This window comes from Pseudomonas sp. Irchel 3H9 (genome assembly GCF_900187495.1).
Classification (GTDB): domain Bacteria; phylum Pseudomonadota; class Gammaproteobacteria; order Pseudomonadales; family Pseudomonadaceae; genus Aquipseudomonas; species Aquipseudomonas sivasensis.
This window is the reverse complement of sequence record NZ_FYDK01000001.1, coordinates 686,401-712,638: the sequence shown is the minus strand read 5'-3', so window position 1 is coordinate 712,638 and position 26,238 is coordinate 686,401. Positions and strand designations below refer to the sequence as shown.

The 26,238-nt window shown below is 59.8% G+C and carries 23 protein-coding genes; 10 read left to right on the top strand and 13 right to left on the bottom strand.

Features of this window, described 5'->3' with window-relative positions:
* Window positions 1-100 precede the first annotated feature (100 nt).
* From pcaG to pcaR, 7 genes are all read right to left on the bottom strand, one after another.
* The gene (gene pcaG, locus CKW32_RS03400; protein ID WP_095184039.1) at window positions 101-667 is read right to left on the bottom strand and encodes a protocatechuate 3,4-dioxygenase subunit alpha; all 567 of its coding nucleotides are present in this window, start codon (window positions 665-667) and stop codon (window positions 101-103) included.
* Between the two features lies 1 nt (window position 668).
* On the bottom strand, window positions 669-1,373 hold the full coding sequence (pcaH, locus tag CKW32_RS03395; protein WP_019817832.1) for a protocatechuate 3,4-dioxygenase subunit beta: 705 nt from the start codon (window positions 1,371-1,373) through the stop codon (window positions 669-671).
* A gap of 17 nt (window positions 1,374-1,390) precedes the next feature.
* On the bottom strand, window positions 1,391-2,593 hold the full coding sequence (gene pcaF, locus CKW32_RS03390; protein WP_177434252.1) for a 3-oxoadipyl-CoA thiolase: 1,203 nt from the start codon (window positions 2,591-2,593) through the stop codon (window positions 1,391-1,393).
* Window positions 2,590-3,369, bottom strand: coding sequence for a CoA-transferase subunit beta (locus CKW32_RS03385; protein WP_032891547.1), 780 nt, complete (start codon window positions 3,367-3,369; stop codon window positions 2,590-2,592). The genes pcaF and CKW32_RS03385 overlap by 4 nt, the downstream gene beginning before the upstream one ends.
* On the bottom strand, window positions 3,369-4,226 hold the full coding sequence (locus CKW32_RS03380) for a CoA transferase subunit A (RefSeq protein ID WP_032891550.1): 858 nt from the start codon (window positions 4,224-4,226) through the stop codon (window positions 3,369-3,371). Before CKW32_RS03380 ends, CKW32_RS03385 begins: the two co-directional genes overlap by 1 nt.
* A 191-nt stretch (window positions 4,227-4,417) precedes the next feature.
* The gene (locus CKW32_RS03375) at window positions 4,418-5,758 is read right to left on the bottom strand and encodes an MFS transporter (RefSeq protein WP_032891552.1); all 1,341 of its coding nucleotides are present in this window, start codon (window positions 5,756-5,758) and stop codon (window positions 4,418-4,420) included.
* A gap of 145 nt (window positions 5,759-5,903) precedes the next feature.
* Window positions 5,904-6,746: a pca regulon transcriptional regulator PcaR gene (gene pcaR, locus CKW32_RS03370; protein ID WP_032891554.1), complete on the bottom strand. Its 843-nt coding sequence runs from the start codon at window positions 6,744-6,746 to the stop codon at window positions 5,904-5,906.
* Between the two features lie 569 nt (window positions 6,747-7,315).
* Here pcaR and CKW32_RS03365 point away from each other — a divergent pair.
* Window positions 7,316-7,516, top strand: coding sequence for a hypothetical protein (locus CKW32_RS03365; protein WP_003172389.1), 201 nt, complete (start codon window positions 7,316-7,318; stop codon window positions 7,514-7,516).
* Window positions 7,517-7,828: 312 nt separating this feature from the next.
* Window positions 7,829-9,304: an inorganic phosphate transporter gene (locus CKW32_RS03360; RefSeq protein WP_032891556.1), complete on the top strand. Its 1,476-nt coding sequence runs from the start codon at window positions 7,829-7,831 to the stop codon at window positions 9,302-9,304.
* A gap of 178 nt (window positions 9,305-9,482) precedes the next feature.
* Here the strand turns inward: CKW32_RS03360 and ccoM are convergent, their stop codons facing one another.
* Both ccoM and CKW32_RS28250 read right to left on the bottom strand, forming a co-directional pair.
* Window positions 9,483-9,599: a cytochrome c oxidase subunit CcoM gene (ccoM, locus tag CKW32_RS28710; protein ID WP_017530457.1), complete on the bottom strand. Its 117-nt coding sequence runs from the start codon at window positions 9,597-9,599 to the stop codon at window positions 9,483-9,485.
* A gap of 143 nt (window positions 9,600-9,742) precedes the next feature.
* A complete protein-coding gene (locus tag CKW32_RS28250; protein ID WP_095184037.1) occupies window positions 9,743-9,904 on the bottom strand; it encodes a hypothetical protein in 162 nt (53 codons plus the stop codon).
* Window positions 9,905-10,037: 133 nt separating this feature from the next.
* Here CKW32_RS28250 and CKW32_RS03350 point away from each other — a divergent pair, with 133 nt between their 5' ends.
* The 3 genes from CKW32_RS03350 (at window position 10,038) to CKW32_RS03340 (ending at window position 12,650) form a co-directional block, all read left to right on the top strand.
* Complete coding sequence (locus tag CKW32_RS03350) at window positions 10,038-10,910, top strand: LysR substrate-binding domain-containing protein (protein WP_095184036.1); 873 nt, start codon at window positions 10,038-10,040, stop codon at window positions 10,908-10,910.
* 91 nt (window positions 10,911-11,001) lie between these two features.
* The gene (locus CKW32_RS03345; protein ID WP_095184035.1) at window positions 11,002-11,472 is read left to right on the top strand and encodes a RidA family protein; all 471 of its coding nucleotides are present in this window, start codon (window positions 11,002-11,004) and stop codon (window positions 11,470-11,472) included.
* Window positions 11,469-12,650 (top strand): aminotransferase class V-fold PLP-dependent enzyme, encoded by a 1,182-nt coding sequence (locus CKW32_RS03340; RefSeq protein WP_095184034.1) that lies wholly within the window; start codon window positions 11,469-11,471, stop codon window positions 12,648-12,650. Before CKW32_RS03345 ends, CKW32_RS03340 begins: the two co-directional genes overlap by 4 nt.
* On the opposite strand, the gene CKW32_RS03335 is transcribed toward CKW32_RS03340, so the two are convergent.
* A complete protein-coding gene (locus tag CKW32_RS03335; protein ID WP_032891563.1) occupies window positions 12,647-12,988 on the bottom strand; it encodes a hypothetical protein in 342 nt (113 codons plus the stop codon). The genes CKW32_RS03340 and CKW32_RS03335 overlap by 4 nt on opposite strands.
* A 218-nt stretch (window positions 12,989-13,206) precedes the next feature.
* Between CKW32_RS03335 and rapA the strand changes: the two genes are divergently transcribed.
* Window positions 13,207-16,053: an RNA polymerase-associated protein RapA gene (gene rapA / locus CKW32_RS03330; RefSeq protein ID WP_032891564.1), complete on the top strand. Its 2,847-nt coding sequence runs from the start codon at window positions 13,207-13,209 to the stop codon at window positions 16,051-16,053.
* Between the two features lie 183 nt (window positions 16,054-16,236).
* Here rapA and CKW32_RS03325 read toward each other — a convergent pair whose 3' ends face one another.
* Window positions 16,237-17,583 carry an MFS transporter gene (locus CKW32_RS03325; RefSeq protein WP_032891565.1) on the bottom strand — a complete coding sequence of 449 codons (1,347 nt, stop codon included), beginning with the start codon at window positions 17,581-17,583 and terminating at the stop codon, window positions 16,237-16,239.
* Window positions 17,584-17,835: 252 nt separating this feature from the next.
* Here CKW32_RS03325 and CKW32_RS03320 point away from each other — a divergent pair, with 252 nt between their 5' ends.
* From CKW32_RS03320 to CKW32_RS03310, 3 genes are all read left to right on the top strand, one after another.
* On the top strand, window positions 17,836-18,201 hold the full coding sequence (locus CKW32_RS03320; protein ID WP_032891567.1) for a YkgJ family cysteine cluster protein: 366 nt from the start codon (window positions 17,836-17,838) through the stop codon (window positions 18,199-18,201).
* A gap of 138 nt (window positions 18,202-18,339) precedes the next feature.
* Window positions 18,340-20,604, top strand: a complete 2,265-nt coding sequence (locus CKW32_RS03315) for a bifunctional diguanylate cyclase/phosphodiesterase (protein WP_095184033.1) — start codon at window positions 18,340-18,342, stop codon at window positions 20,602-20,604.
* A gap of 202 nt (window positions 20,605-20,806) precedes the next feature.
* A complete protein-coding gene (locus CKW32_RS03310; protein WP_032891571.1) occupies window positions 20,807-22,984 on the top strand; it encodes a hypothetical protein in 2,178 nt (725 codons plus the stop codon).
* Between the two features lie 36 nt (window positions 22,985-23,020).
* Here the strand turns inward: CKW32_RS03310 and CKW32_RS03305 are convergent, their stop codons facing one another.
* Window positions 23,021-24,112, bottom strand: a complete 1,092-nt coding sequence (locus CKW32_RS03305; protein WP_095184032.1) for a hypothetical protein — start codon at window positions 24,110-24,112, stop codon at window positions 23,021-23,023.
* Window positions 24,113-24,368: 256 nt separating this feature from the next.
* Window positions 24,369-24,674, bottom strand: a complete 306-nt coding sequence (locus CKW32_RS03300; protein ID WP_032891575.1) for a DUF2288 domain-containing protein — start codon at window positions 24,672-24,674, stop codon at window positions 24,369-24,371.
* A gap of 340 nt (window positions 24,675-25,014) precedes the next feature.
* On the opposite strand from CKW32_RS03300, the gene CKW32_RS03295 reads away from it, so the two are divergent.
* Window positions 25,015-26,142 carry a branched-chain amino acid ABC transporter substrate-binding protein gene (locus tag CKW32_RS03295; RefSeq protein WP_032891577.1) on the top strand — a complete coding sequence of 376 codons (1,128 nt, stop codon included), beginning with the start codon at window positions 25,015-25,017 and terminating at the stop codon, window positions 26,140-26,142.
* The last annotated feature ends 96 nt before the right edge of the window (window positions 26,143-26,238 follow it).

Genomic DNA, 26,238 nt, shown 5'->3' with positions numbered 1-26,238 from the left:
AACTGACCTCATCGGGGGCAAGCCCCCTCCCACATTTTGAGCGCGCCGCCTAACAAATGTGGGAAGGGGCTCGCCCCCCTATGGATCCCTGACAAGGGACTCAGTAGTCGAAGAACACCGTCTCCTTATCTGTCCCCTGCAAAATCACATTCCACTGATACACACCGTCAGCATCCTGCTTAGCAATCAAGGTGCCACGACGTTCGGCAGGCACACATGCCAGCAACGCGTCATCCCCATTCAACGCCTCACCGTCAAAATAAATCCGCGTGAGCAAGTGCTTCACCAAGCCACGGGCAAACACCAGCACTACCAAATGCGGCGCCTGGGTCGTGCCCTTGAGCCCCGGCACGCTGCCCGGCTTGATCGTGGTAAAGCGAAAACGCCCTTCGGCGTCCACCGGCACCCGACCGAAACCCTCGAAGTTGGGATCGACGGCCTTGTCCTGGTCATCTTCCGGGTGGTCGTATTTGCCGGCGGCGTTGGCCTGCCAGACTTCGAGCATGGCGTCGTTGACCACATCACCGTTGCCATCCACCACTTGCCCGCTGATCGCCACGCGCTCACCAAGGGTGGCGGCGACGGTCAGGTCTTCGCGGTTCAGCCAGGTCAGGCCAATGTGGTAGTACGGCCCGACGGTGTGGGACGTGGTTGCGTAAAGGCTCATCTCATTTCTCCATCGGCGTGGCGTCGCGGCCGCGCAGGACGATGTCCCAGCGGTAGCCGAGGGCATAGGAAGGAATGGTTTTTTCCAGGTCGAAACTGGCGATCAGGCGCTGCTTGGCCGAAGTGTCCGGCACACAGTTGTAGATCGGGTCGTATTCCAGCAGCGGGTCGCCAGGGAAATACATCTGCGTGACCAAGCGCGTCAGCACGCTGGGGCCGAACAGCGAAAAGTGGATATGCGCCGGGCGCCACGCGTTGTGGTGATTGCCCCATGGGTAAGCGCCGGGCTTGATGGTCTGGAACTGATACCAGCCATCGGCGTCGGTGACGGTACGGCCGGTGCCGGTGAAGTTCGGGTCCAGCGGCGCGTCGTGCAGGTCACGCTTGTGGTTGTAGCGGCCGGCGGCGTTGGCCTGCCAGATCTCCACCAGAATGCCCGGCACCGGCAAACCGTTTTCGTCCAGTACACGCCCATGGATGATGATGCGTTCGCCCTGGGGCTCGCCTTCATGCTGGGCGGTGAGGTCGTTGTCTTTCTCGTTGATCCGCTCGGCGCCGATGGTCGGGCCGGTGATTTCCGACAAGGAATGGGGCAGGAACACCAACGGCTGTGACGGCGAACGCAAGTTCGTCGACTGGTAGGCCGGGTGCAGGTAATCAGGTTGGGTGCCCGCTTGCGGGCGCCGGTAACCGGGCTTGTCACTCATGGAGCAATCCTCTCTTATTAGATGCGTTCAATCGCCAGGGCCAACCCTTGGCCGACGCCGACACACATGGTCGCCAGGCCTTTACGACCACCGGTTTTTTCCAACTGATGCAGGGCTGTCAGTACCAACCGCGCACCGCTCATGCCCAACGGATGACCGAGGGCGATGGCGCCGCCGTTCGGATTGACCTGGGGCGCGTCGTCGGCAATACCCAATTCGCGCAATACCGCCAGGCCTTGGCTGGCGAAAGCTTCGTTGAGTTCGATCACGTCAAAGTCGGTGACCGCCAACCCCAGGCGTTCCACCAGTTTGCGCACCGCTGGCACCGGACCGATGCCCATCACACGCGGGGCGACACCGGCGCTGGCCATGCCCAACACACGGGCACGCGGCGTCAGGCCGTGTTTCTTGACCGCTTCGGCGGACGCCAGAATCAGCGCCGCCGCACCATCGTTCACACCTGAAGCATTACCGGCGGTGACGGTCTTGTCAGGGCCGTTGACCGGCTTGAGTTTGGTCAGGGCTTCCAGGGTGGTGTCCCGTGGATGCTCATCGTGCTCGACCACGGTTTCGCCTTTTTTATGGGCAACCCGTACCGGCACGATTTCTTCGGCAAAAAAGCCCGCAGCCTGAGCGGCCGCCGTGCGTTGCTGGCTGCGCAGGGCGAAGGCGTCCTGATCAGCACGTGAAACCTGGTAGTCATCGGCGACGTTATCGGCGGTCTGCGGCATCGCGTCCACGCCGTACTGGGCTTTCATCAAGGGGTTGATAAAGCGCCAGCCGATGGTGGTGTCTTCCAGCTTCATGTTGCGCGAAAACGCCGCGTCAGCCTTGCCCATCACGAACGGCGCACGGGACATCGACTCAACGCCCCCGGCAATCGTCAGCTCCATTTCGCCGCTGGCGATGGCGCGAAAGGCGGTGCCAATGGCGTCCATGCCCGAGGCGCACAAACGGTTAAGGGTCACGCCTGGAATGCTTTCCGGCAGACCCGCCAGCAACAGCGCCATGCGGGCGACGTTGCGGTTGTCTTCACCGGCCTGGTTGGCGCAGCCGAGGAACACCTCATCCACCGCGCTCCAGTCCACCGACGGATTGCGCTCCATCAGCGCCTTGATCGGCAATGCCGCCAGGTCATCGGCGCGTACGGTGGACAGGCCACCGCCAAAGCGGCCGATGGGAGTGCGAATGGCATCACAGATAAATACGTCGCGCATCAGGCTTCTCCCGGTGCTTGGCCGTGGGCGGCAGCGGTGCGGGCTTCGAGGTCACGCAGGGCGGTCAACTCGACCTCGGTCGGCTCGGCGGTGGTGCTGACTTGGTCGGCAAAGCGAATCGCCCAACCGGTAGCGGCCACCACTTGCTCGCGGGTCACGCCAGGGTGCAGCGCGGTGACCACGAATTCATGGGTGCCCTCTTCCGGCTCCATGATGCACAGGTCGGTAATGATTCCGACAGGACCGGCACCCGGCAGGCCCAGGCGTTTACGTGAATCGCCGCCCTCGCCGTGGCCGACTGAGGTAATGAAGTCCAGCTTGTCCACAAACGAACGGGACGACTGCTTGAGGATAATCAGCACACTTTTGGCGGAGCCGGCGATTTCCGGCGCGCCACCGGCACCCGGCAGGCGTACTTTGGGCTGGTGATAGTCACCGACCACGGTGGTGTTGATGTTGCCGAAACGGTCGACTTGAGCTGCACCGAGAAAGCCCACGTCGATACGTCCGCCTTGCAGCCAGTAGCGAAAAATCTCACCGGTTGGCACCACGGTGTCAGCGGTTTCCGCCAGTTCGCCATCACCAATGGACAACGGCAGTACCGAGGGCTTGGCGCCAATCGGGCCGGACTCGTAGATCAACACCACATCGGGCGATGAGGTCAGGCGCGCCAGGTTGGCCGCTTTGGATGGCAGGCCGATGCCGACAAAGCACACCGAGCCGTTCTTGAGGCGGCGCGCGGCGGCGACGGTCATCATTTCATTGGTCGAGTAAGCCATTACTTGGCCTCCTGCGCGGTGGCCAACTTGGCCTGGTATTCACTGAAATCAGCAGTGCCGTGGATGTATTCGTCGATCCAGGCGGTAAACGTCCCACGGTCGCGGGCAATCGGATCCCACGCCTGGTAGAAGCGGTTGTCGCGCTCGTTGTAACCGTGGGCGTAGGACGGATGCGCGCCGCCGGGTACGTGGCACACAGCAGTCAGGGCCCAGGTGGGCAACACGCAGCTGTTCATCGGTGCATTCAGGTCGTCGACAATTTCTTCAACGGTGACGATGCAACGCTTGGCCGCCAACGCCGCTTCTTTCTGCACACCGAGAATCCCCCAGAGCAGCACGTTGCCCTTGCGGTCGGCCTTTTGCGCGTGGATCACCGTGATGTCCGGACGCACCGACGGCACCGCCGCCAGCACTTCGCCGGTGAACGGGCATGTCACGCTTTTGATCAATGGGTTGACTTTGGGCAGGTCGGAACCGGCGTAGGCACGCAGTACCGCGAACGGCAGGCCAGAGGCGCCGGCGACGTAGGCATTGGCCAGGTCGGCGTGGCTGTGTTCTTCGATTTCCAACGGTTGCGGCCATTGCTTCTCGACCGCGTCACGCAGGCGATGCAGGGAGCCAACGCCCGGGTTGCCGCCCCAGGAGAAAATCAGCTTGCGTGCGCAGCCGGCACCGATCAACTGGTCGTAGATCAGGTCAGGCGTCATACGCACCAGCGTCAGGTCTTTCTTGCCCTGACGAATGATTTCATGGCCTGCGGCGGTAGGGATCAGGTGGGTGAAGCCTTCGAGAGCGACGGTATCGCCGTCGTTCACGAAACGCTTGACCGCATCACGCAGGGTGAGAATTTCAGCCATGGGGTTGGGCTCCCGGTGTTGATCGAAAAAGGCGCTGAGGTGGCGCCGAAGTGCTTGAAGATTAAGCCGGGGAAATGGGCCAAACAATCCGATAATCGACTCAGCGTTCGATTATCGAACATATTGTTGTCTAGCTAATCTTCTGGTGTGAGAGGGGGCTTGCCCTCTCCCAGCTTAGAAACCTGCCAAGCTCAGGTGGCATCCGCATGGCTGACCATGCCCTTGATCACCACCGCCGTCGTGGCCACAGCGGCCGGGATCACCAGGGCGGTGAGCACCTGCTCAAAGTTCCAGCCCAGGCCCAGCAAGGTGGCGCCCATCCAGGCGCCGAGGATCGCGCCGAAGCGGCCGATGCCGAGCATCCACGACACGCCGGTGGCGCGGCCTTGGGTCGGGTAAAAGCGCGCCGCCAGGGACGGCATCGCCGATTGCGCGCCGTTGACGCACATTCCGGCGATCAGCACCAACGTCGCCAGCACGGTGATATTGCCCAGGCTCTGACCTACCGCGTAGGCAAACACCCCGGCCAGCAGGTAAAAGATGCCGATGACTTTGTGGGGATTGAACCTGTCCATCGCCCAGCCCACGCCGACGGCGCTTAACACCCCACCGAACTGGAACAACGCGCCAATAAACGCGGCCTGCTCCATGCTCGCGCCACTGTCACGCATCAGCGTCGGCAACCAACTGGTGAGCAAGTACACGATCACCAGGCCCATGAAGTAGGTGAGCCACAGCAGCAAGGTACCGGCGCTATAAGTGCCGGAGAAGATCACCGCGAATACGTTGCGGGCCTTGACGGTTTTTTGTTCGGGCACGCTGAAGGCGGTGGCCTGGGCGACGATGTTGGGCTCGATGGGTGACAAGGTTTTGCGTACCTTATCGGTGCCGCGGTTGCGCACCACCAAGTAACGCGCCGACTCCGGCAGCCAGAGCAGCAGCACCACCACCAGGATCAACGGCAGGATGCCGCCGATCATCAATAACGCGTGCCAGCCGAACGCCGGGATCAGTTTGGCCGAGATAAACCCGCCACCGGCCATACCCAGATTGAAACCGCAGAACATACTGGTCACCAGCAGCGACTTGTGGCGCTCGGGGGTGTACTCGGACAGCAGCGTGGTGGCATTAGGCATGCCTGCTCCAAGGCCCAGCCCTGTGAGGAAACGCAGCACGAGCAATTGGTCGACATTGCTGCTGTAGGCCGAAGCCAGGCTGAACGCGCCAAACACCAAAACCGCGCCGACCAGCACGACTTTACGACCGAAACGGTCGGCCAGCGGGCCCGAACCTAACGCGCCGAACACCATGCCGATCAACGCGGCGCTCATCACCGGACCAAGGCTGGCGCGGTCGATGCCCCAGTCCTGGGACAGCGCAGGCGCAATAAAGCCCATGGCGGCGGTGTCGAGGCCATCAAGGAAGACAATCAGGAAACACAGGATAACCACGCGCCACTGATAGCGTGACAGTGGCTGGGTGTTGATGAAGGACTGCACGTCCAGCGTGGTACCGACAGAAGGCTGATTCATTATTTTTATTCCACACCGAGGGCGGGCCAACGACCTGGGGTCGTCATTATTATTGGGGCGCCCTTAAGAGCGCTGCCGCACAGTAATAAGCCGGAGGAAATAGCGTCAATTGATCAAGCCGGGATCTGTGCGGTCACCGAACACCTTAGGCAAACAACTGCGCACTCAGCTCACGGCTGGCGCTGAGCATGCTCGGCAGGAAGCGCTGTTCCAGCTCGCTGCGGCTGACGCGTCCGGCATGGGTACTGACGTTGAGCGCTGCCAATACCTGGCCAGACGCGTCATACACCGGCACGGCGATGGAGCGCAGGCCTTGCTCCAGTTCCTGGTCGACGATGCACCAACCCTGCTGACGCACTTGTTGCAGGCATTCGAACAAAGCTTCGGGGGTGGTGAGGGTGCGGCTGGTCTTGATTTGCAGGTCCGCGTGGTCGAGGTAATCCTGCAGCGAGGCGTCGTCCAGCGCCGCGAGCAGGATGCGGCCCATGGACGTGCAATAGGCCGGCAAACGCCCGCCCACCGACAGGTCCACGGAAATCAGACGTTGGGTGGTGGCCGAACGGGCGATATAGAGGATGTCGTCGCCTTCGAGGGTCGCCATGTTGCAGGCTTCGTGCAGTTGTTCACTCATGCGGTCCAGATATGGCTGAGCCGACACCGCCAATGGCGTGGACGACAGGTAGGCATGGCCGAGGGTCAGTACTTTGGGCAACAAGGAATAGGTACGCCCATCGGTGGTGGCGTAGCCAAGTTTGATCAGGGTATGCAGGCAACGACGCACAGCGGCGCGGGGAATTTCGGTGCGATGGCTGATTTGCGCAATCGTCAGGTGGCGTTTGCGCTCCTGGAATGCCTGCACCACGGCCAAGCCACGGGCCAGGGAGGTCATGAAATCCGGGTCACCGGTAAACGCCTGGATACGCTTGGCCGGCGAGGCAACGATCGGCGGCGCCACTGAGGCGAAAGAGTTGCGCAATTGATCGTTCATCTCAGGTTCCTTTCTCTTATTGTCAACCGCAGGAATTGGGCAGGTATTACAAGCCGCACCGACCGATCTGCACAAGACAGGGCCGGCAACATTGGGCGATTATCGGACGATCATGCGATTATCGCAATTTGGGGCGTACCTGAACGACCGGCCTCGCGATGGCGCCTTGGCAAAGTAAAGTTACGGTGAAATGCTTGAACCTTTAGTTGCTTGTTGAATTTATGGCGCCAGAATCTCAGCAACTACTCACGTGTGCGTGTAACAAAACGCTCACACAAAGTTGACGCTTTTCAACTTTATGCCGATAGTGTTATTCAAATGCGCCGCTATAATGCACCCTGTGCGGAGGTCAGCCCGGTTTCACTTTCGGGGCCAGAGCTCGCCAGGCCAGGCACATGCAGTGCATGGACAGTCGCAACTACCTGCTTTGAATGACAGCCATAACCAACGGTTTCCAGTATCCGTTGTTCAAACTTGAACGCATCAACTGCTCAACTTTGAACAATCCGAGGGCGACATTCAGGCATAACGCTGCAGCGTAATTACACTCAACTCAATTAGGTAACAATGTGACGAAAGATGAACTGCGCGCGGAACTTGAGCGCCAGGAGCAACGTTACAAGGATGTTTACGGCGGGGAAGTCACCACCTACGCCGCCCAGCCTGAACCTGAACGCAAACCATGGCGCAAGCGAGCCAGCCTGCTCGACCAGGCATTTGCCCAGGAAATCCAAAAGATTGAACAGGAACTCAAAGCCGAAGAGCCATAAGCGCTTCGGATTGAGCCTAGGGTTCGGCCCTGACTGCTGGCAGCTAGCCATCGGTCGGGCACCCTGAGTCCCACTCCCACCAGTAAAATTTCATACAAATGTTTCAAGGATGACGATTCGGTGACAAAACCGTGTCTTTTCAGCCCTGCACTTTATAAATCAAAGACTTGCTAAAGCCCCGAAAACCCTGGGATCGCCCGGTTTCGCCCCAGGCGTTTCAATGAAGATTGTTACCGATGAGCAGCTAATGCATCGATTACTGAGGTTTTCTGGCATAATCGCGCCCCCTTACGACCGGGTCAGAAAACCTTCATGATCGATTTATTCAGCGGACTGGATGCTTGGGTTCTAGTGAGCCTGTTGCTCGCCCTCGCCTTTGTCCTCGCCTTCGAGTTCATCAATGGCTTTCATGACACCGCTAACGCGGTGGCCACAGTCATCTATACCAAAGCCATGCCGCCGCATCTGGCCGTGTTCTTCTCCGGGGTGTTCAACTTCCTCGGCGTGTTGCTCGGTGGTGTCGGTGTCGCCTACGCCATCGTGCATCTGCTGCCGGTGGAGTTGCTGATCAATGTGAACACCGGCCATGGTTTGGCGATGGTCTTCTCGTTGTTAGCCGCGGCGATCACCTGGAACCTGGGCACTTGGTACTTCGGTATCCCTGCTTCCAGCTCCCACACCTTGATCGGTTCGATCCTCGGTGTCGGCCTGGCCAATGCCCTGATCAACGATATCCCCCTGTCTGACGGTGTGAACTGGCAGAAAGCTGTTGATATCGGCGCATCCCTGGTGTTCTCGCCAATGGCTGGCTTCCTGGTCGCAGCCCTGGTGCTGATCGGTCTGAAATGGTGGCGTCCGCTGTCGAAGATGCACAAGACTCCGGACCAGCGCCGCAAGCTCGACGACAAGAAGCACCCGCCGTTCTGGAACCGCCTGGTCCTGGTGATCTCCGCCATGGCCGTGAGTTTCGTGCACGGCTCCAACGATGGCCAGAAAGGCATCGGCCTGATCATGCTGGTGCTGATCGGCATCGTGCCGGCGCAGTTCGTACTCGACCTGGGCAGTACCACCTATCAGATCGAACGCACTCGCGACGCCACCGTGCATTTGAGCCAGTTCTACCAGCGCAATAACGCCACCCTCGGCGAATTCCTGGCCCTGGGCAAAAGCGTGAAAGACGATCTGCCGGGCAAGTTCCAGTGCAACCCGCAGCAGACCGAACCTACTATCAATGCGCTCGTCAGTACGTTGAAAGGTGTCTCCGACTACCATTCGCTGACTTCGGATCAGCGTATCGAAGTGCGTCGCTACCTGCTCTGCCTGGACGACACTGCGAAGAAAGTCGGCAAGCTGCCGGGCCTGGATGCGCGTGAGAAGTCCGACCTCGACAAACTGCGCAAAGACCTGACCGCCACCACCGAGTACGCGCCGTTCTGGGTGATCCTCGCCGTCGCACTGGCCTTGGGCCTGGGCACCATGGTGGGTTGGAAGCGTGTGGTACTGACCATCGGTGAGAAGATCGGCAAACAGGGCATGACGTATGCCCAGGGCATGTCGGCACAGATCACCACCGCTACCATGATTGGTTTTGCCAATATCTTCGCCCTGCCGGTGTCCACGACCCACGTGCTGTCTTCGGGCGTGGCCGGCACCATGGTCGCGAACAAAAGCGGCCTGCAAGGTGGCACGGTCAAGACCATCCTGATGGCTTGGGTGTTGACGTTGCCTGCGACTGTTGGACTGTCGGCCGGGTTGTTCTGGTTGGCTTCCAAGGCGTTGGGTAGCTGATAGATTTGGGTTGGAAAAGAAGGCGTGATCCTGATGGGGGTTGCGCCTTTTTTTTGGTTTTTTTGGCGGGGGACCTATCCGTTGCTGCAGCGACGGATATACACACAAAAACAACTCAAAAAAAAAGGCGACCGAAGTCGCCCAAAATGCCTTGCGTGCTCATGTAACCCGGAAAGACCTAAGGTTTTTTACGCTTGTTTGCGTCTTTCCAGATGAAGAATCCAAACCCTACAAAAAACAACACCATGAGGCTTACAGTCAGCACTCCGGCGAATACCACATTATCGATAAACATGACCGGCCTCCTGCACTTGCCCTGTTGCGATAGGGCTAAGTTACTGGAGAAGGCGGATTGAAAAATTGACGGGGATCAATGTCGCCCGCAACGGGGCGTAAAGAAGGGGACTAACTGACCTGCATCAACAGATGCAGGCCGTGTTAACGCTTTTTCGGTTTGTTCTTTGATTTTTTCTTGCCTTTGCCTAAAGGCATCGCGTGTTCAAACGCCTGGCGCACTTCATTCAGGCGTTTGTCATTGAGGTCATGTACGCGCTTGGCGCGTTCGGCATTCAGGTCGATCAGCTTGTCGTCATCACTCATGGCTTGTCTTACGTCGTGGCGAGTAGGGTTCAATAATGCGGGCTGCTGCGCCCGACGGCAAATCAGCGCGCGACAAATGGCAGGCCGTCGCCCAAAATCGGCACTTTCCGCACGACCCAGGAGGCGCACTCAGGTGGCTCTGCACAAGGATCTTCCACCGTTGCTGGCACTACGAGCCTTTGAAGCCGTGGCCCGCCACTTGAGTTTTATCAAGGCGGCGAGTGAGTTATCGGTTACCCAAAGCGCCCTAAGCCATCAGGTGCAAAAGCTCGAACAGCATCTGGGTAAACCGCTGTTTATCCGACGCACCCGCGCGATCGATCTGACCGCCGACGGGCAGCGTTACTACGATGAAATCCGCCCCGCCCTTGACGCCATCGCTGCCGCGACCCGCGCCCAACGACAGCTACCCAGCGCCACTGTGTTGCGCATCGGCCTGCTGGCGTCTTTCGCCACCTTGTGGCTGGCCCCGCGCCTGGCGGGGTTTCTCAACCGCTATCCGCACATCCAGGTGGAGCTGTTGCCAGCGATTCAACTGGCCAACGTCGCCGCCGCCGAAGTCGACCTGGCCATCCGTTACGGCAAAGGCGATTGGCCGGACGTGCGGGCCACGCGGCTGATGGCTGAAGTGATTTCACCGGTGTGCAGCCCGGCATTCAAGGCCAGTCAACTGCACAACGGCCCCTTGCTGATGGCAACCTCGCACCGGCCGTTCGAATGGACGGATTGGTCCCATCATTATCAAGTCGACCTCGAAGACCACCCGCGCGTCATGCTGCATGACTACAACATCGTGGTCGAAGCCGCCGTCGCCGGCCAGGGCATTGCCATGGGCCGTCACCGCCTGATCCAACGCCGGCTTCAGGACGGCAGCCTGGTTGAAGCCTTCGATTGGCCGCCCTACCACAGTGACATCGGCTATTGGCTGATCGCCCCCCAAGGTTCCACCGGTGAAGCGGCCGAGTGTTTCAGCCAATGGTTAAAGGAGGTCTGCGCTGACGCGTGAGTTATTTCGATACGTCGCGTGAGATCTATCCGTTTGTCGCAGCCTCCCCCGGACCAACATGCTCAAACCTCTTGAAATCAGAGGATTCAGCATGAGCAACTCCATCCGCCAACGCGTGAACGCCCTTGGCTTGACGCTGCCAGCCCCCAGCCAGCCGATTGCCAACTACATCAACCATGTCATCAGCCAGAACCAGCTGTTTATTTCCGGGCAGATCCCACTGCTCGACGGCAAGCCTGCTTACCTCGGCAGACTGGGGGAATCCCTCAGCGAGGAAGACGGCACCCAGGCGGCAGAACTGGCTGCACTGAGCTTGCTCGCGCAATTGAGCGATGCCTTGGGCGACGACCTGTCGCGCTTGGTACGCACCCTGCGCCTGGGGGTTTTTATCGCCAGCAGCGCTGACTTCCAGCACCAGGGCGCGGTGGCGAACGGTGCGTCGAACCTGCTGGTGAATGCACTCGGCGAACAGGGCCGGCATGTGCGAACAGCGGTGGGTGTTGCCAGCCTGCCGGCCAGCGTGGCGGTGGAGGTTGACGCAATTTTCGAGTTGCAGCCGTGAGCCCGCTGGATATTCAACGATTAAGGGAGGCCACTCCCGGCTGCCAATCGGGCCTCGTGCACTTCAACCATGCCGGCGCGTCCCTGCCAAGCCAGGCGACACTGGACGCCATCATCGACCAACTACAGCGCGAAGCCCGCGACGGTCCAATGGAGGCCGGTGAGCATGGCGCCATGCTGATGGAAAAAGCCCGCCACGCCGCCGCGCAACTGCTCAATGCGCCCGCCGCGTCCATAGCGTTTGCCAGCAGCGGCTCAACTGCCTGGAGCATGGCGTTCCAAGCCTTGGGCGCGTGGCAACCCGGTGATCGCATTCTGGTGGGGCGCCACGAATGGGGCGGCAATCTGGCGAGCATGCAGCTGGCCGTGCAGGCGGGTGCACGGGTGGAAGTCATCCCCTGCGATGCAACCGGCGCGGTTTGCCCCGTGGCGCTGGAGTCAATGATCGATGCCCATGTAAAGCTGATCGACCTCACCTGGCTCCCGGCCAACGGCGGCCTGATCAACCCCGCCCAGGCCATCGGCGCAGTGGCCAAGCGTCATGGCATCCCCTACTTTGTCGACGCCGGCCAAGCCGTCGGCCAAGTGCCGGTGGATGTACAAGCGTTGCAGTGTGACGTACTCAAGTCGGCCGGTCGCAAACACCTGCGCGGGCCGCGAGGCACGGCGCTGCTGTATGTACGGCCGGACTTTCTCCAGCACCTGGACCCGGCCCAGCGTGACGTGCTTTCTGCCCCCTTGGCCGCAAGCGGTTTCGACCTGCGCGACGACGCCAGGCGCTTTGAAACCAGCGAAGTGTCCTTTGCGCTGTTAGCGGGTTTGGGAAATGCGCTGCGCGAGATGAATCACCTGGGGATTGAGCGCGTATGGGAACGCGTCGCACAGACCAGCGCGCAAATTCGTGAAGCTCTACGTGAGATTCCGGGGATTTCCCTACATGAACTGGGCACGCTTCAATCAGGGCTGATCGCTTTCAACCTCGCCGGCTGGGACGCCTTCGAACTCAAACGGCAATTGGGATTGAAGCGCATCAATATCGGCGCCAACGGCGTGGGCTACACCCCGCTGGATATGCAGGCGCGTGGCCTGGCAAGCGTTGCAAGAATCTCCGTCAGCCCCCTGAACAACGATCACGACATCAAGTCGCTGATGGCAGCCCTGCGGCAACTGAGCGCTTAAACTTCGACGTCAACCCACAAGCCCTGGCGCGGCGCGTCTTCGATCAACGGCACGACCGGTACGGTGTTGTCGGCATTGAGCAGGTCGCCCGGGATCGCCAGGTGCTGATCCGGGTTTTCATCGGCTTCGCGCCGACGCTTCTGTTGTTCCTGCTGGCGGCGTTGTTCCTCGCGCAGCAAAAAGGTCGACTGCTCGGCATCGCCCTTTTTCAGGTCGATCGTGCTTTCGTTGGAGCCCGCTTGCACAGGGACCACGGGCGGAATATCCGGTTTCTGGCGGACCGGGTCGAGTTGCGACGTAACCGGTACAACGCTGACGGGCAGCATGGGTGGCAGCATGATAGTTGTTCTCCTGTCAGCAGGCTGTCGGCGGGCCGAACGACGACTTGAGCACGGACTCGCCAACCTGTGACCCAGTCGACACTCGCAAGTGCCCGCCACCCGTCGATTCAGCGCTCGCCCCTGCACTCAAACGGAGTAGTTTTCGTCAGAGTCCTTTGGCTGAGGGCCTTGTTCCGTTAAGATAGTCGGCTTTTTCACGGCGGGAGTCAGGCAGCATGGCGCAGCAGTATCAACCGGGGCAACGCTGGATTAGTGACAGCGAAGCAGAGCTGGGGTTAGGCACCGTTCTGGCACAGGACGGCCGCTTGTTGACCGTGCTCTATCCGGCCACTGGCGACACTCGCCAGTATGCGCTACGGAATGCGCCCCTCACCCGAGTGAGGTTCTCGCCGGGTGACTCCATCACCCATTTCGAAGGCTGGAAAATGACCGTTCAGGAAGTCGACGACGTCGACGGTCTGTTGGTTTACCACGGCCTCAATGGGCAGAACGAGCAGGTCACCCTGCCGGAAACCCAACTCTCCAACTTCATCCAGTTCCGACTGGCCAGCGACCGTCTGTTCGCCGGCCAAATCGACCCGTTGGCGTGGTTCTCGCTGCGCTACCACACCCTGGAACACACCAGCCGCCAATTGCAGTCCTCGCTGTGGGGCCTGGGTGGCGTGCGTGCGCAACCCATTGCTCACCAACTGCATATCGCCCGTGAAGTCGCTGACCGTATCGCGCCGCGGGTATTGCTGGCGGACGAAGTAGGCCTGGGCAAGACCATCGAAGCCGGCCTGGTGATCCATCGCCAATTGCTGTCGGGCCGCGCCAACCGTGTGCTGATCCTGGTCCCGGAAAACCTGCAGCACCAGTGGCTGGTGGAAATGCGCCGCCGCTTCAACCTGCAAGTTGCGCTGTTCGACGAAGAACGCTTCATCGAAAGCGATGCCGCCAACCCGTTCGAAGACACCCAGTTGGCCCTGGTTGCACTGGAATGGTTGGTGGACGACGAGAAGGCCCAGGACGCGCTGTTCGCCGCCGGCTGGGACTTGCTGGTAGTCGATGAAGCCCACCACCTGGTCTGGCATGAAGAAAAAGCCAGCCCGGAATACACGCTGGTGGAGCAACTCGCCGAAGTGATCCCCGGCGTACTGCTGCTCACCGCTACCCCGGAGCAACTGGGCCAGGACAGCCACTTCGCTCGCCTGCGCCTGTTGGACCCGAACCGATTCCACGACCTGCACGCCTTCCGCGCCGAGAGCGAGAACTATCGCCCGGTGGCCGAAGCCGTGCAGGAGCTGCTCGATAAGGGCCGCTTGTCACCGACTGCACACAAGACCATCCAAGGCTTCCTCGGCAACGAAGGCGAAGCGCTGCTCACCGCCGTCAACGATGGCGACGCCGAAGCCAGCGCGCGCTTGGTGCGTGAGCTGCTCGACCGCCACGGCACCGGCCGCGTGCTGTTCCGTAACACCCGTGCCGCCGTGCAGGGTTTCCCGGAGCGTAAGCTGCACGCCTACCCAATGCCGAACCCGGATGAATACCTGGAGTTGCCGCTGGGCGAACACGCCGAGCTGTACCCGGAAGTCAGCTTCCAGTCGCAACCGGACATCGATGAAGAAAACCGCTGGTGGCGCTTCGACCCGCGCGTCGAGTGGCTGATCGACCAGCTCAAAATGCTCAAGCGCACCAAAGTGCTGGTGATCTGCGCCCACGCCGAAACCGCCATGGACCTGGAAGACGCCCTGCGCGTGCGCTCCGGCATCCCGGCCACGGTGTTCCACGAGGGCATGAACATCCTCGAACGTGACCGCGCCGCCGCCTACTTTGCCGATGAAGAGTTTGGCGCACAGGTGCTGATCTGCTCGGAAATCGGCAGTGAAGGCCGCAACTTCCAGTTCTCCCACCACTTGGTACTGTTCGACCTGCCGTCCCACCCCGACCTGCTGGAACAGCGGATCGGTCGTCTGGACCGGATCGGCCAAAAGCATGTGATCGAACTGCACGTGCCGTACCTGGAAACCAGCCCGCAAGAGCGCCTGTTCCAGTGGTACCACGAAGCGCTGAACGCGTTCCTCAACACCTGCCCGACCGGCAACGCCTTGCAGCATCAGTTCGGCCCGCGCCTACTGCCGCTGCTGGAAAACGCCGACGACGGCGAGTGGCAAGCCCTGATCGACGAAGCCCGTGCCGAGCGCGAGCGCCTGGAGCAAGAGCTGCATACCGGTCGTGACCGTCTGCTGGAGCTCAACTCCGGCGGCGCTGGCGAAGGCGATGCGCTGGTTGAAGACATTCTTGAACAAGACGACCAGTTCGCCCTGCCGATCTACATGGAAACCCTGTTCGACGCATTCGGCATCGACAGCGAAGACCATTCGGAAAACGCGCTGATCCTCAAGCCCAGCGAAAAAATGCTCGACGCCAGCTTCCCCCTGGGCGACGACGAAGGTGTAACCATCACCTACGACCGTAACCAGGCACTGTCGCGCGAAGACATGCAGTTCATCACCTGGGAACACCCGATGGTGCAGGGCGGCATGGACCTGGTGCTGTCCGGTTCCATGGGCAATACCGCCGTGGCGCTGATCAAGAACAAGGCGCTCAAGCCGGGCACCGTGCTGCTGGAGCTGCTCTACGTCAGCGAAGTCGTCGCACCACGCGCACTGCAACTGGGTCGCTACCTGCCGCCGGCGGCACTGCGCTGCTTGCTGGATACCAACGGCAACGACCTGTCCGGCCGCGTCTCGTTCGAAACCCTGAACGACCAGCTGGAAAGCGTGCCACGGGCCAGCGCCAACAAGTTCGTGCAAGCCCAGCGCGATCAACTCACCCCGCGCATCAACGCCGGTGAAGAGAAGATCACTCCGCGCCACGCCGAACGTGTGGCCGAGGCCAAGCGTCGCCTGGCGGCAGACACCGACGAAGAACTGGCACGCCTGACCGCGTTGCAAGCGGTCAACCCGACCGTGCGTGACAGTGAGTTGGTTGCCCTGCGCAACCAACGCGAGCAAGGCCTGGCCATGCTCGACAAAGCGGCGCTGCGACTAGAAGCGATTCGGGTGTTGGTAGCGGGTTGATTACCGCCCTGCCCTGCTGAACAAGAAGGCCCGCGCAATGCGGGCCTTTTTTATTCGCTGGAGAACAGCGTTGGCTTTGCGGGCTTCATCGGGGGCAAGCCCCCTCCCACATTGATCAGTGGTCGACATGACAACTCGGTCAACTGCGGGAGGAAGCTTGCCCCCGGTGGAATCACCGCGGTTTCAAGCAGTCGCTGCCGCAGCCGGCACCTCAACCGCCATCAAGCCTTCCTTCATACGCTTGGCATCACGCACAAAACTGCGTGACGCCTGGAACAGAAACAACATCGTCAAAAACAGCGCCACCGGAATCAGGTACATGGCGTCGTGCAAGCCCACGGCTTTATAAGCCTCGGTCATCTGCGCAGCCCCATCGGCATACATCGCCGAATGGGCAAAGTGGTCGGACAGCCCGCCCACCACAATCGGCCCCATCCCGCCGCCGAGCAAGTACAACCCGGCAAAGAACAACGCCATCGCCGTGGCCCGCAGGCGCGGCTCGACCACGTCCTGGATCGCGGTGTACACGCAGGTGTAGAAGTTATACGCAAACAACCAGCCCACACTGAACAGGGCCACAAACACGCCGATCTCGATGCGCCCGGCGTGCAATGCCCAGGCGGTGGTCACAGTAGAGATGATCAGGCTGAACGCCGCAAACAGCAGCCGGCCATTGGCAACACGTTGATGGATCTTGTCGGCAATCCAGCCCCCCAAGGTCAAGCCCACCAGGCCGGTCAACCCGACAATGACGCCAGTGGCGACCGCCGCGTCCTGCAGTGGCATAAGGAAATAGCGCTGCAGCATCGGCACCAGGAACGAGTTGCACGCGTAGGTGGCAAAGTTGAAGCACAGGCCAGCCAGCACCAGCCACAGGAAAGTCGGCACAGCCAGTACGCGGCGAATCGGGCGGTCGACGCGTTCCTGGGAGACTTGTACGGTTTCGGCGGCGCCGCGCTTGGGCTCCTTGATATAGAACATGAACACCGCAAGGATCATCCCAGGCACGGCGGCGATAAAGAACGGCGCGCGCCAGCTGTCGAAGGCCTTGACCATCCAGCCAATGGTAAAGAATGCCAGCAATAGGCCAAGCGGCAGGCCCAGCATGAAAATCCCCATGGCTCGAGCACGGCGGTGCGCCGGGAACAGATCGCCAATCAGCGAGTTGGCGGCAGGCGCATAACTGGCTTCACCGATACCGATGCCCATGCGCACCAGCAAGAATGTCCAGAAACTGCCGACCAAGCCGTTGACCGCCGTCAGGCCGCTCCACGCGAACAGGCCCCAGCCCATGAGTTTGCTGCGCGAGCCGGTATCGGCCATGCGCCCCAGCGGCAGGCCGGCAATGGCGTAGACGATAGTGAAAGCGGTGCCGATGATGCCGAGCTGGAAGTCGCTCAGGTGCCATTCCATGCGGATTGGCTCGATGATGATCGCCGGAATCGTGCGGTCGAAGAAGTTGAACAGGTTGGCCAGAAACAGCAGGAACAGAATGCGCCAGGCATTCGCCGCTTGGGTCGAGTTCTGCATGGGTCCGTCTCTTTTATTGTTATGAGAGCTGCGATGCCCGATGCATCCTGCCCGGTACCTGCAACATAGTCAGGCGAGCTCTGGTTGTCTGTAATGATTCGTAAAGCTGATAGGGCATGATTTCACCCGGTGCTGCGGGACTTCACCTACAAAAATATAAGTGCGCCACCCTCTTCCCAACGGCCATGGCGCGGATAGAATGGCGAGCCTTCCCGCAGCACCCCCTTCTTACTTTTCTTATCGATGACGCCCATGTCCGAAGCCAGTCCGTGTCTGAGTTGCGGTGCCTGCTGTTCACACTTCCGTGTGTCTTTCTTCTGGGGTGAGTGTGCCTCATCGGGGGGCACGGTGCCGGATGACCTGGTGGTGCAGATCAACCCGACCCGCGTGGCGATGATCGGGACTGATCAAAAGCCCGCACGCTGCTGCAGCCTTGAAGGTGAAGTCGGCAAAGGCACCAGTTGCTCAATATATGAGCAGCGTTCAAGCCCCTGCCGAGAGTTCGATGCGTCGTGGAGTCAGGGCGAACAGAACGTCGACTGCGATGCAGCCCGCGCCGCATTTGGCCTGCCGCCGTTGCAAGCGCCGTTCGAATTGGAACTGCCCATCAGCGCTTAGCATTAATCGCTATGGGTGGCATGCCAAAATCATTCAGAGCAAAGTGCCATTATCCCTGGCAAATCCTTCGAGGCTTCTATACTCGACCCCATAGGTCATTGCCGCAGGCTGTGACGTGACGCTATGACGGGACATGCTATGGAATGGCTGGGTCTGCACTTCTTTACCAATCTTCCAGCGAACGGGCACTTATTACTCAATTGCAGTCATAACCCTTTCCTGGTGTTGCTGGCCTATCTGGTGGCCTGTGCGGCGGGGTTCGGCACCCTGGACATGGCGGAACGCGTTGGCCATGTCGAAGATCCCACCGCACGCCGCCACTGGCGCTGGCTGGGTGCCGGCTGCCTGGCGGGTGGCATCTGGTCTACCCACTTCATCAGCATGCTGGCCTTCCAAGCCCCCATTGCGATTCACTACGAACTGATTACAACGTTCGCCTCGCTGCTGATCGCCCTGATCGCCTCGTTGTTCGCCATGAAAACCCTCAGTCATGCCAACCTGCGGTTCCACCAATACGTGCTGGCGTCGGTCTGGATGGGGTTTGGCATCGCGTTGATGCACTACGTCGGCATGTCAGCCATGCGCTCCCAGGCTCAGATGTATTTCGAGTCGGGACTGTTCCTCGCCTCTGTGGGCATCGCCATGGGAGCCAGCCTGGCCGCGTTATTGCTGTCGAGTTACCTGCGCACCGGCACTGGGGTATTTCATCAACTGCTCAAGTACGCCGCCAGCCTGGTGCTGGGCGCGGGCATTCTCAGCATGCACTTTACCGGCATGGCCGCGACGCAATTGATCGTGCCCACGGGGGCCGACCTTTCATTGCCGCTGGACAACAACCCGATCCAATTGGGACTGTCGGTCGCCGTGATCACCCTGCTGGTAATCGGCAGCAGCATCAGCGCTGCTCTGGCGGACAAGAAACTGCAGCACAAGGAACGCGACCTACGTCGGGTCAACGCACTGCTCAGCGAACTGGACCAGGCGCGCGCCTCTCTACAACAGGTAGCCCATTACGATGCCCTGACCAGCCTGCTCAATCGCCGGGGTTTCAATCAGATCTTTGCGGAGAAAATCGCCGAAAAAACCGCTTCAAACGGCATGATGGCCGTGATTTTCCTGGACATCGACCACTTCAAGCGCATCAACGACAGCCTCGGTCATGACGCCGGCGATCAATTGCTCACCGTACTCGCCAGCCATATCAAAGGCTCGGTGCGCAGCCATGCAGACGTGGTCGCCCGGTTTGGCGGCGATGAGTTCTGCATCCTGATCAGCGTCCACCACCGCGACGAAGCGCGGCACCTGGCCCAGCGCATCATGCAGAAAATGAAAGAGCCCATCGAACTGGCCGGCCGCCGCATGGTAATGACCACCAGCATCGGCATCAGCCTGTTTCCCGACGATGGCCTGACCTGCGAAGAACTGCTCAAGACCGCCGACCTGGCGCTTTACCAGTCCAAGGATACGGGGCGTAACAGCCTGAACTTCTTCAGTTCCAACCTGAAGACCCGGGCCTTCCTCGAACTGCAATTGGAAGAAGAACTGCGCAGCGCCTTGCGCGCCCAGAACCAACTGGTGCTGTTCTACCAACCGATCTTTGACATGAAACTGGGCAAGGTCACGCGCCTGGAGGCCCTCGTGCGCTGGCAGCATCCGCAACATGGGCTGCTGGCCCCGGACCGATTTATCGGCATTGCCGAAAGCAACGGACTGATCGCCGACCTCGACCACTGGGTACTGCGCCAGGCCTGCCATGACTTGAGCCTGCTAACCGACCGAGGCTATACCGACCTGACCATGGCGGTGAACTGCTCGGCCCTGAACCTGGCCCGCGATGAGCTGGCAGATGAGATAGAAGACGCCCTGCGCTTCAGCGGGATCGGCGCTAATCGCCTGGAGCTGGAAGTGACTGAAAATGCGCTGATGGGCAACATCAGCAGCACCCTGGCGCTGTTGCGGCAAATACGTTCGCTGGGCGTGTCGCTGGCCATCGACGATTTCGGCACCGGCTACTCCTCCCTCGCTTACCTCAAGCGCCTACCGCTCAACACCTTGAAGATTGATCGTTCGTTCATCCAGGACATTCCCAAATCGACCGCCGATATCGAGATCGTCCAGGCGATTATCGGCATGGCCCATACCCTGCACCTGCAGGTGGTGACCGAAGGCGTGGAAACCCATGCCCAGTTCGAACTGCTGCTCCAACACGGCTGTGATTACGTCCAGGGTTACCTGCTGAGCCCAGCAGTGGCCGCCAGTGACATCATCAGCGTTATGCAGGGCATCGACATACGCAACCCGCTTTATTCGTTGAGCATGGCAGCCACCAAAGACACCATCGCGCCGAGAGAACCTGCCCCGGGCCGACCTGGGCCCACCTCTATCGTCAGGCCAATTCGCTGACGCCGACTCTTTGGCATTTCGCCATCATTCATCTAAAGATTCCCGACGAACGGCCGATTCATCAGAGTCCGGCCAGGTTTTCCCTGAGAACACGGGGTCAACCCGATCGTCCCGGACAAGGACGCACTGCAAAGTCGCGAACTCCCATTCCGTGATGGCCCTTTGATTCTTTCCAGCCATCCGCCCAGGCACATGGCGCACAATGACTTCTAAAAATAACTCTGCCACCGTGGTATCCGACGTGTTGCTCGCAGCGCCTGCGCAGAAGCCCTCAGGTTCAACGTCATTGACCACTGCCCGCCCGCTGTCCACCCAGCAATACCTGTACTTCACCGAAACCAATACCGACCGTATCCTCGATAACCTCGATGGCCTGCGCGACATGGTGTTTCCACGCCCGCCTCATCTGGAAGTGGACGGCGAGCAGCGCAGCGAGCAAGAGTTTCCGTCGGTATGCCTGATCGGCCTGGGCCGCTGCGGTTCGAACATTGCGCTGGACGTGGCGGAGTTGGTGTACAACGCGCGCAAGTTCTACCTGAACGAGTTCAGCAACGAAGATAAATCGTTGGACAAGGGTTACAGTCCGGCCCAGTGGATCCGCAATAACCTGCGCCTGGGCGGCGGCAAGGCCAGCAAGCCGGTGTTCCTGGTGGAACCGTTGGTGATGCTCGGCGACCTGGACAAGGACATCGCGGGGCGCATTCGCTTCTCGCGCAAGGGCGAAAAAAGCGGCTTCCTGCGCGACTACAGCAAGATGAAAATCATGGACCTCTCCGAAGTCCATGCCGGTGGCGCCGGTAACGCGCCGATCCTCGGCCAATACCTGGCGAAGATCATCCTCAACAAAGACACCCAGCGCTTTTCCAGCCCCGACTGGAAAATGATCCACTCGTACCTCATCGACTCCTGCGGCATCAAGGCCAACCAGTCGCGCCTGTACTTCTCGATCTTCAGCGCCGGTGGCGGTACCGGCTCAGGCATGGCCTCGGAATTCGGCCTGGCCCAGCAGCACTCGTACATGAACAAGACCTTCGACACCAAGCCCGCCGACGAGCACGACAGCAAAAGCGGCCATGCTTTCGTCTTCGAGCCGATCTTCACCAGCGGTATTTGTGTGCTGCCGAACATTTCCGATCACCGCAGTGAAATGTCCGAGGCACTGCACATCAACGCCGGCCGGCTGCTGTGCAAATACCTTTCGGAAGAGTGGGACTTCTCGTACAACTTTGACAACGAAGACAGCAGCGAAGCCAGCGTGAAGGGGCGTATCCGCCCATGGAACGCGATGATGCTGATCTCCAACGACATCATGCGCTATGCCGAAGAAAGCGATGACGGCAACATCCAGAACATTGACGTCAATGCCATGGAAAAACACGCCAACCAGTACATCTCCCAGCAGATCTTCAACATCCTCACGGCCCAGGCCGTGACCACCGACTACGACCAGAACTACTTCCGTCGCGCCGGTATCGACATCGGCGAAACCATCCGCCTGGACGCCAACGACCTATTCATGAGCCTGGCCGGCCCGGTGGCGATTGCCTACGCCGAGTCCGTGGTTCCGGAAACCCCAGTTCCTTCGAATGACAAGTTCAAAGTCTTCGAGAAGGAGCCCCAGCGCCTGAATATCGACGATCTGTTCTTCCGCTCCATCGACCTGCCGCACTTCAATAAGGTCACCCAGGCCATCGAAGGCATCAGCCTGTTGCCAATCGAGTCCAAGCGCTACAAAGCGTCCCTGGAGCAGTACAAGAATTCCGGCTATGACGCAGCGGCGCTGCACGACCTGCACTTCTTCAAGAACTGCTCGTCGGTGGTGTCCATCGTCTCGCTGCCCAAGGACTACAAACTGTCCTACATGGACCTGAACCGGCTCAAGACTCACCTCAACAGCCTGTTCCCCAATACCACGCTCAAGCGCTACGCCTTGGTCATCGGCGCGTCGGCCAACCTGTCGCTGACCACCCTGATTGCCAAGAGCCCCTGCCTGTCGGATGACTTCCTGACGCTGATCGTGGCGTTTATCAAGCGTTGCTTCGCGCGCAATCCGTACCGCTTCGATGACACGCTGGACAACTCGATCCTGGATTTCATCATCCACGAGGACTTCGACGAAGACCGTATCGACGAGCTGCTCAACGAGTTTGAAAACCCGGCCAAGATCCTCGACACCAACTGGTACGCGATCAAACCGATGTATGAGAAGAAGTACCGGGAGCTGATCAACGACAAAGACAAGTTCGTATCGATCAATGACATTCGCCTGTCACGGGACTGCGTGAAGAAAGCGATCAAGTACCTGCGTGAGATCTATCGTCACCGCATCGGCAAGACCAAGGTTATTTCGTTGAATAACCATACCGGCAAGACGGCCTGATACTGTGCGACGGCGCCGCGTGGCGCCGTCGCAACGTCATTGCGTCATGCGCTGGCGCAGGAACGCGAGGATGGTTTGTTCGTCAGCGCGCTTGGCAGGCCGGGGAATATGCTTCGGCCAGCCGGCGTCTTTCGCGCCGAAAAACCGCTGCTGCTCCGCCTCATCCCAGCCGCGAATCTCCCGGGAAGCCGATTCCCACCAGCCATGTCGGCACACGTCGTAGTACGGATGCTCGGGCGCCGAGCTGCCGTAGAGCAAATCGCGGCCGACCTTTTTGACACGCTTGCACTGATTGCGCAGCTTCCATTTGATGCGCAATCGCTGCCAGGGCGAGGGCACCGGCTTGACCCGCGGCACATCAAGGCAACGCGCTACCAGCTCAGGGCCGAATACCTCACCGTGCTGGGCGAAGAAGTGCGCCTGCATGGCATGGAAGAAGCGCTTGTCGGCATAGTAGTGATGCACGAACTTGCACGCCTCGCGCACCTTGTGTTCGCGCATCGCAAAGGAAATCGCGATTTGCTCGATGGTGTGGATATCGAACGAGTGCTGGGTCCACTCGTCGATCAGGCAGATGGACGCTTCGAGCAGCGGCGCATCACTGGCGCGGACACCGCACAGGCCACTGTTGTAGAGCTTGAAGCTGTTATCGGCAGAGATGCCATGGGCCTGTAGGTGCTCGCCCAACTTGAGGTAGTCAGGACGCTTGCACACGTAGCTCCAGTCGTATTCGAAGCCATCCATCACGTACTGGCCCGGCTCGATCAGCTCAAGCACGCGATGGGGGGATTTGAGAAACAGGGTGTCGGTGTCAACGAACAGGGTCTTGTCCGCAAGCGCAAGCCCGTGGGCAATCGCGCACGCCTTGCGGCGGTGGGCATAGCCGTTTTCACCCTGCCATTGGGTCAGGGTCTGCTCGTCCAAGGTGATGGTCTCAACCGGCCAGCCGAAGTAATCCTGGGGGCGATCGGTCATGACACGGATGCACAACGACTCGCCCGCTTTGAGCTGGGACAAGGCAGTGAGGATACTGAACTTGGCTTCGCGCCGATAAACGTCCTGATTACCGTAAATAAGGTAAAGCAGCTGGTGCGAGGACTTGGCTATAGGGGGCAGCGCTGACGGCATGACGAGCTCCGGGTGACAAGCGGCGAACTTTACCGGAATTCACCCTTTCCCATGTCATGATCTGACAGCCGCTACGCTTTATTCACACTGAGAAACAATTCTCCCGCCTATTCGCTCGCAAGATAACTGTTCCCATGACGCGCACGTCACCCTGAGCTGTGACCTTTCTCCACGGCAAGATGCCATCACCGTATCTGCGGTTACTCGGCTACACACTTTTGCCACGGAAAAACACGCACCGTTTTAGTGCTCACCTCTATTGCACCGCCCTTTCCTGGATCAATATCCACGGCGAAACCACCACCGCCCACAAACTCGGGTCACGCTCCACCAGGTCCAATGCCCGCGTCGCAGACACTTCGCCCAGGCTACCCGAGGCCAGCCAGGCAGCGACTTTGTCACGGTTGTCCTCGGCCATTCCCTCGGCGGCTTCGATCAAATCCAAGCCGGTGTCGACCCACAATAGGGCACCCTTGGCAAAGAACGGTTCAAGCTCCTTCCAGGAAATTTCGGCGGTTTCACCGAGCAGCTTGGCATAGAGGGTGCTAGGTTCTTGCGTCATGGGAATTCACCTTGGGAAAAAATCGGCGCAATCATAACGTCGCGACCGAGGTAGAAAAACCCAGTTGCAAATGAGTCATCGATAGAAAGTGTCAGGAAAGCCAAGGATTGCCCGAAACTCTGGCATCACCCCGCCGCAATTCTGTCTTTTTCTTTCATTTAAGCGACACGCCAAGGTTTTGCCCCCAGCAGCCAGCTTTTCAAGCGATGAACCGGCGCTCTACACTGTACCGGTACAGTTGCCAGGGCACTGCCGGGGGATATCCGAGATATCTGATCCGGTTCTGCAGCTCACAAGGCCGCTAGAACTATAAAAAATACAACAGTAAGAGTGGAGCACTATGAATAAGGCTACTAAGCAGATTTCCAAACTGTTTGCCGCTATGGTCCTGGCTGGGGTTGCCGGCCATTCGTTCGCAGCTGACACCATCAAGATCGGCATCGCCGGTCCAAAGACTGGTCCTGTAACGCAATACGGCGACATGCAATTCATGGGTGCCAAGCAAGCTATCGCCGACATCAACGCCAAAGGCGGCGTCGACGGCAAAATGCTTGAAGCCAAGGAATACGACGACGCTTGCGACCCTAAACAAGCCGTGGCTGTCGCCAACAAAGTGGTTAACGACGGCGTTAAGTTCGTGGTCGGTCACCTCTGCTCCAGCTCCACTCAGCCAGCGTCCGACATCTATGAAGACGAAGGCGTGATCATGATTACCCCGGCGGCCACCAGCCCGGAAATCACCGCCCGTGGTTACAAGCTGATCTTCCGTACCATCGGCCTCGACAGCGCCCAAGGCCCAGCGGCCGGCAACTACATCGCCGACCACGTGAAGCCTAAAATCGTTGCCGTCCTGCACGACAAACAGCAATACGGCGAAGGCATCGCCACCGCCGTCAAAAAGACCCTGGAAGAAAAAGGCACCAAAGTTGCCGTCTTCGAAGGCCTGAACGCTGGCGACAAAGACTTCTCCTCGATCATCCAGAAACTCAAACAAGCCAACGTCGACTTCGTTTACTACGGCGGCTACCACCCTGAGCTGGGCCTGATCCTGCGCCAAGCCAAGGAAAAAGGCCTGAACGCCAAGTTCATGGGCCCTGAAGGCGTCGGCAACGACTCCATCTCGCAAATCGCCCAAGGTGCTTCCGAAGGCCTGCTGGTGACCCTGCCGAAATCCTTCGACACCGACCCAGCCAACAAAGCCATCGTTGAAGAGTTCACCAAGAACAAGCAGGACCCAACCGGTCCGTTCGTGTTCCCGGCCTACTCGGCCATTGAAGTCATCGCCGGCGGTATTACCGCTGCCAAGAGCGAAGACACCGCCAAAGTGGCTGCCGCCATCCACGCGGGCACCTTCAAGACCCCTACCGGCGAGCTGAGCTTCGACGCCAAGGGCGACCTGAAGGACTTCAAGTTCGTGGTCTACGAATGGCACTTCGGCAAACCAAAAACCGAAGTTTCCCCTCAGTAAGCCAGGCGTTACTGGTCCAACAAGCCCACTGTGAGAGCAGTGGGCTTTGTTTTACGAGGTTTATGGGCCTGTCACCCGCGATCCGGGCGCTGGCTC

Bases quoted from the DNA above. Each gene is read 5' to 3' on its own strand.
- CKW32_RS03325 (WP_032891565.1), bottom strand. From the start codon at position 17,583: ATGCAGAACTCGACCCAAGCGGCGAATGCCTGGCGCATTCTGTTCCTG.
- CKW32_RS03295 (WP_032891577.1), top strand. From the start codon at position 25,015: ATGAATAAGGCTACTAAGCAGATTTCCAAACTGTTTGCCGCTATGGTC.
- CKW32_RS28250 (WP_095184037.1), bottom strand. From the start codon at position 9,904: ATGAGTGATGACGACAAGCTGATCGACCTGAATGCCGAACGCGCCAAG.
- ccoM (WP_017530457.1), bottom strand. From the start codon at position 9,599: ATGTTTATCGATAATGTGGTATTCGCCGGAGTGCTGACTGTAAGCCTC.
- CKW32_RS03335 (WP_032891563.1), bottom strand. From the start codon at position 12,988: ATGCTGCCACCCATGCTGCCCGTCAGCGTTGTACCGGTTACGTCGCAA.
- CKW32_RS03300 (WP_032891575.1), bottom strand. From the start codon at position 24,674: ATGACGCAAGAACCTAGCACCCTCTATGCCAAGCTGCTCGGTGAAACC.
- CKW32_RS03305 (WP_095184032.1), bottom strand. From the start codon at position 24,112: ATGCCGTCAGCGCTGCCCCCTATAGCCAAGTCCTCGCACCAGCTGCTT.
- CKW32_RS03320 (WP_032891567.1), top strand. From the start codon at position 17,836: ATGTCCGAAGCCAGTCCGTGTCTGAGTTGCGGTGCCTGCTGTTCACAC.
- CKW32_RS03310 (WP_032891571.1), top strand. From the start codon at position 20,807: ATGACTTCTAAAAATAACTCTGCCACCGTGGTATCCGACGTGTTGCTC.
- CKW32_RS03345 (WP_095184035.1), top strand. From the start codon at position 11,002: ATGAGCAACTCCATCCGCCAACGCGTGAACGCCCTTGGCTTGACGCTG.
- CKW32_RS03375 (WP_032891552.1), bottom strand. From the start codon at position 5,758: ATGAATCAGCCTTCTGTCGGTACCACGCTGGACGTGCAGTCCTTCATC.
- pcaH (WP_019817832.1), bottom strand. From the start codon at position 1,373: ATGAGTGACAAGCCCGGTTACCGGCGCCCGCAAGCGGGCACCCAACCT.
- pcaR (WP_032891554.1), bottom strand. From the start codon at position 6,746: ATGAACGATCAATTGCGCAACTCTTTCGCCTCAGTGGCGCCGCCGATC.
- CKW32_RS03360 (WP_032891556.1), top strand. From the start codon at position 7,829: ATGATCGATTTATTCAGCGGACTGGATGCTTGGGTTCTAGTGAGCCTG.
- CKW32_RS03315 (WP_095184033.1), top strand. From the start codon at position 18,340: ATGGAATGGCTGGGTCTGCACTTCTTTACCAATCTTCCAGCGAACGGG.
- CKW32_RS03380 (WP_032891550.1), bottom strand. From the start codon at position 4,226: ATGGCTGAAATTCTCACCCTGCGTGATGCGGTCAAGCGTTTCGTGAAC.
- rapA (WP_032891564.1), top strand. From the start codon at position 13,207: ATGGCGCAGCAGTATCAACCGGGGCAACGCTGGATTAGTGACAGCGAA.
- CKW32_RS03385 (WP_032891547.1), bottom strand. From the start codon at position 3,369: ATGGCTTACTCGACCAATGAAATGATGACCGTCGCCGCCGCGCGCCGC.
- pcaG (WP_095184039.1), bottom strand. From the start codon at position 667: ATGAGCCTTTACGCAACCACGTCCCACACCGTCGGGCCGTACTACCAC.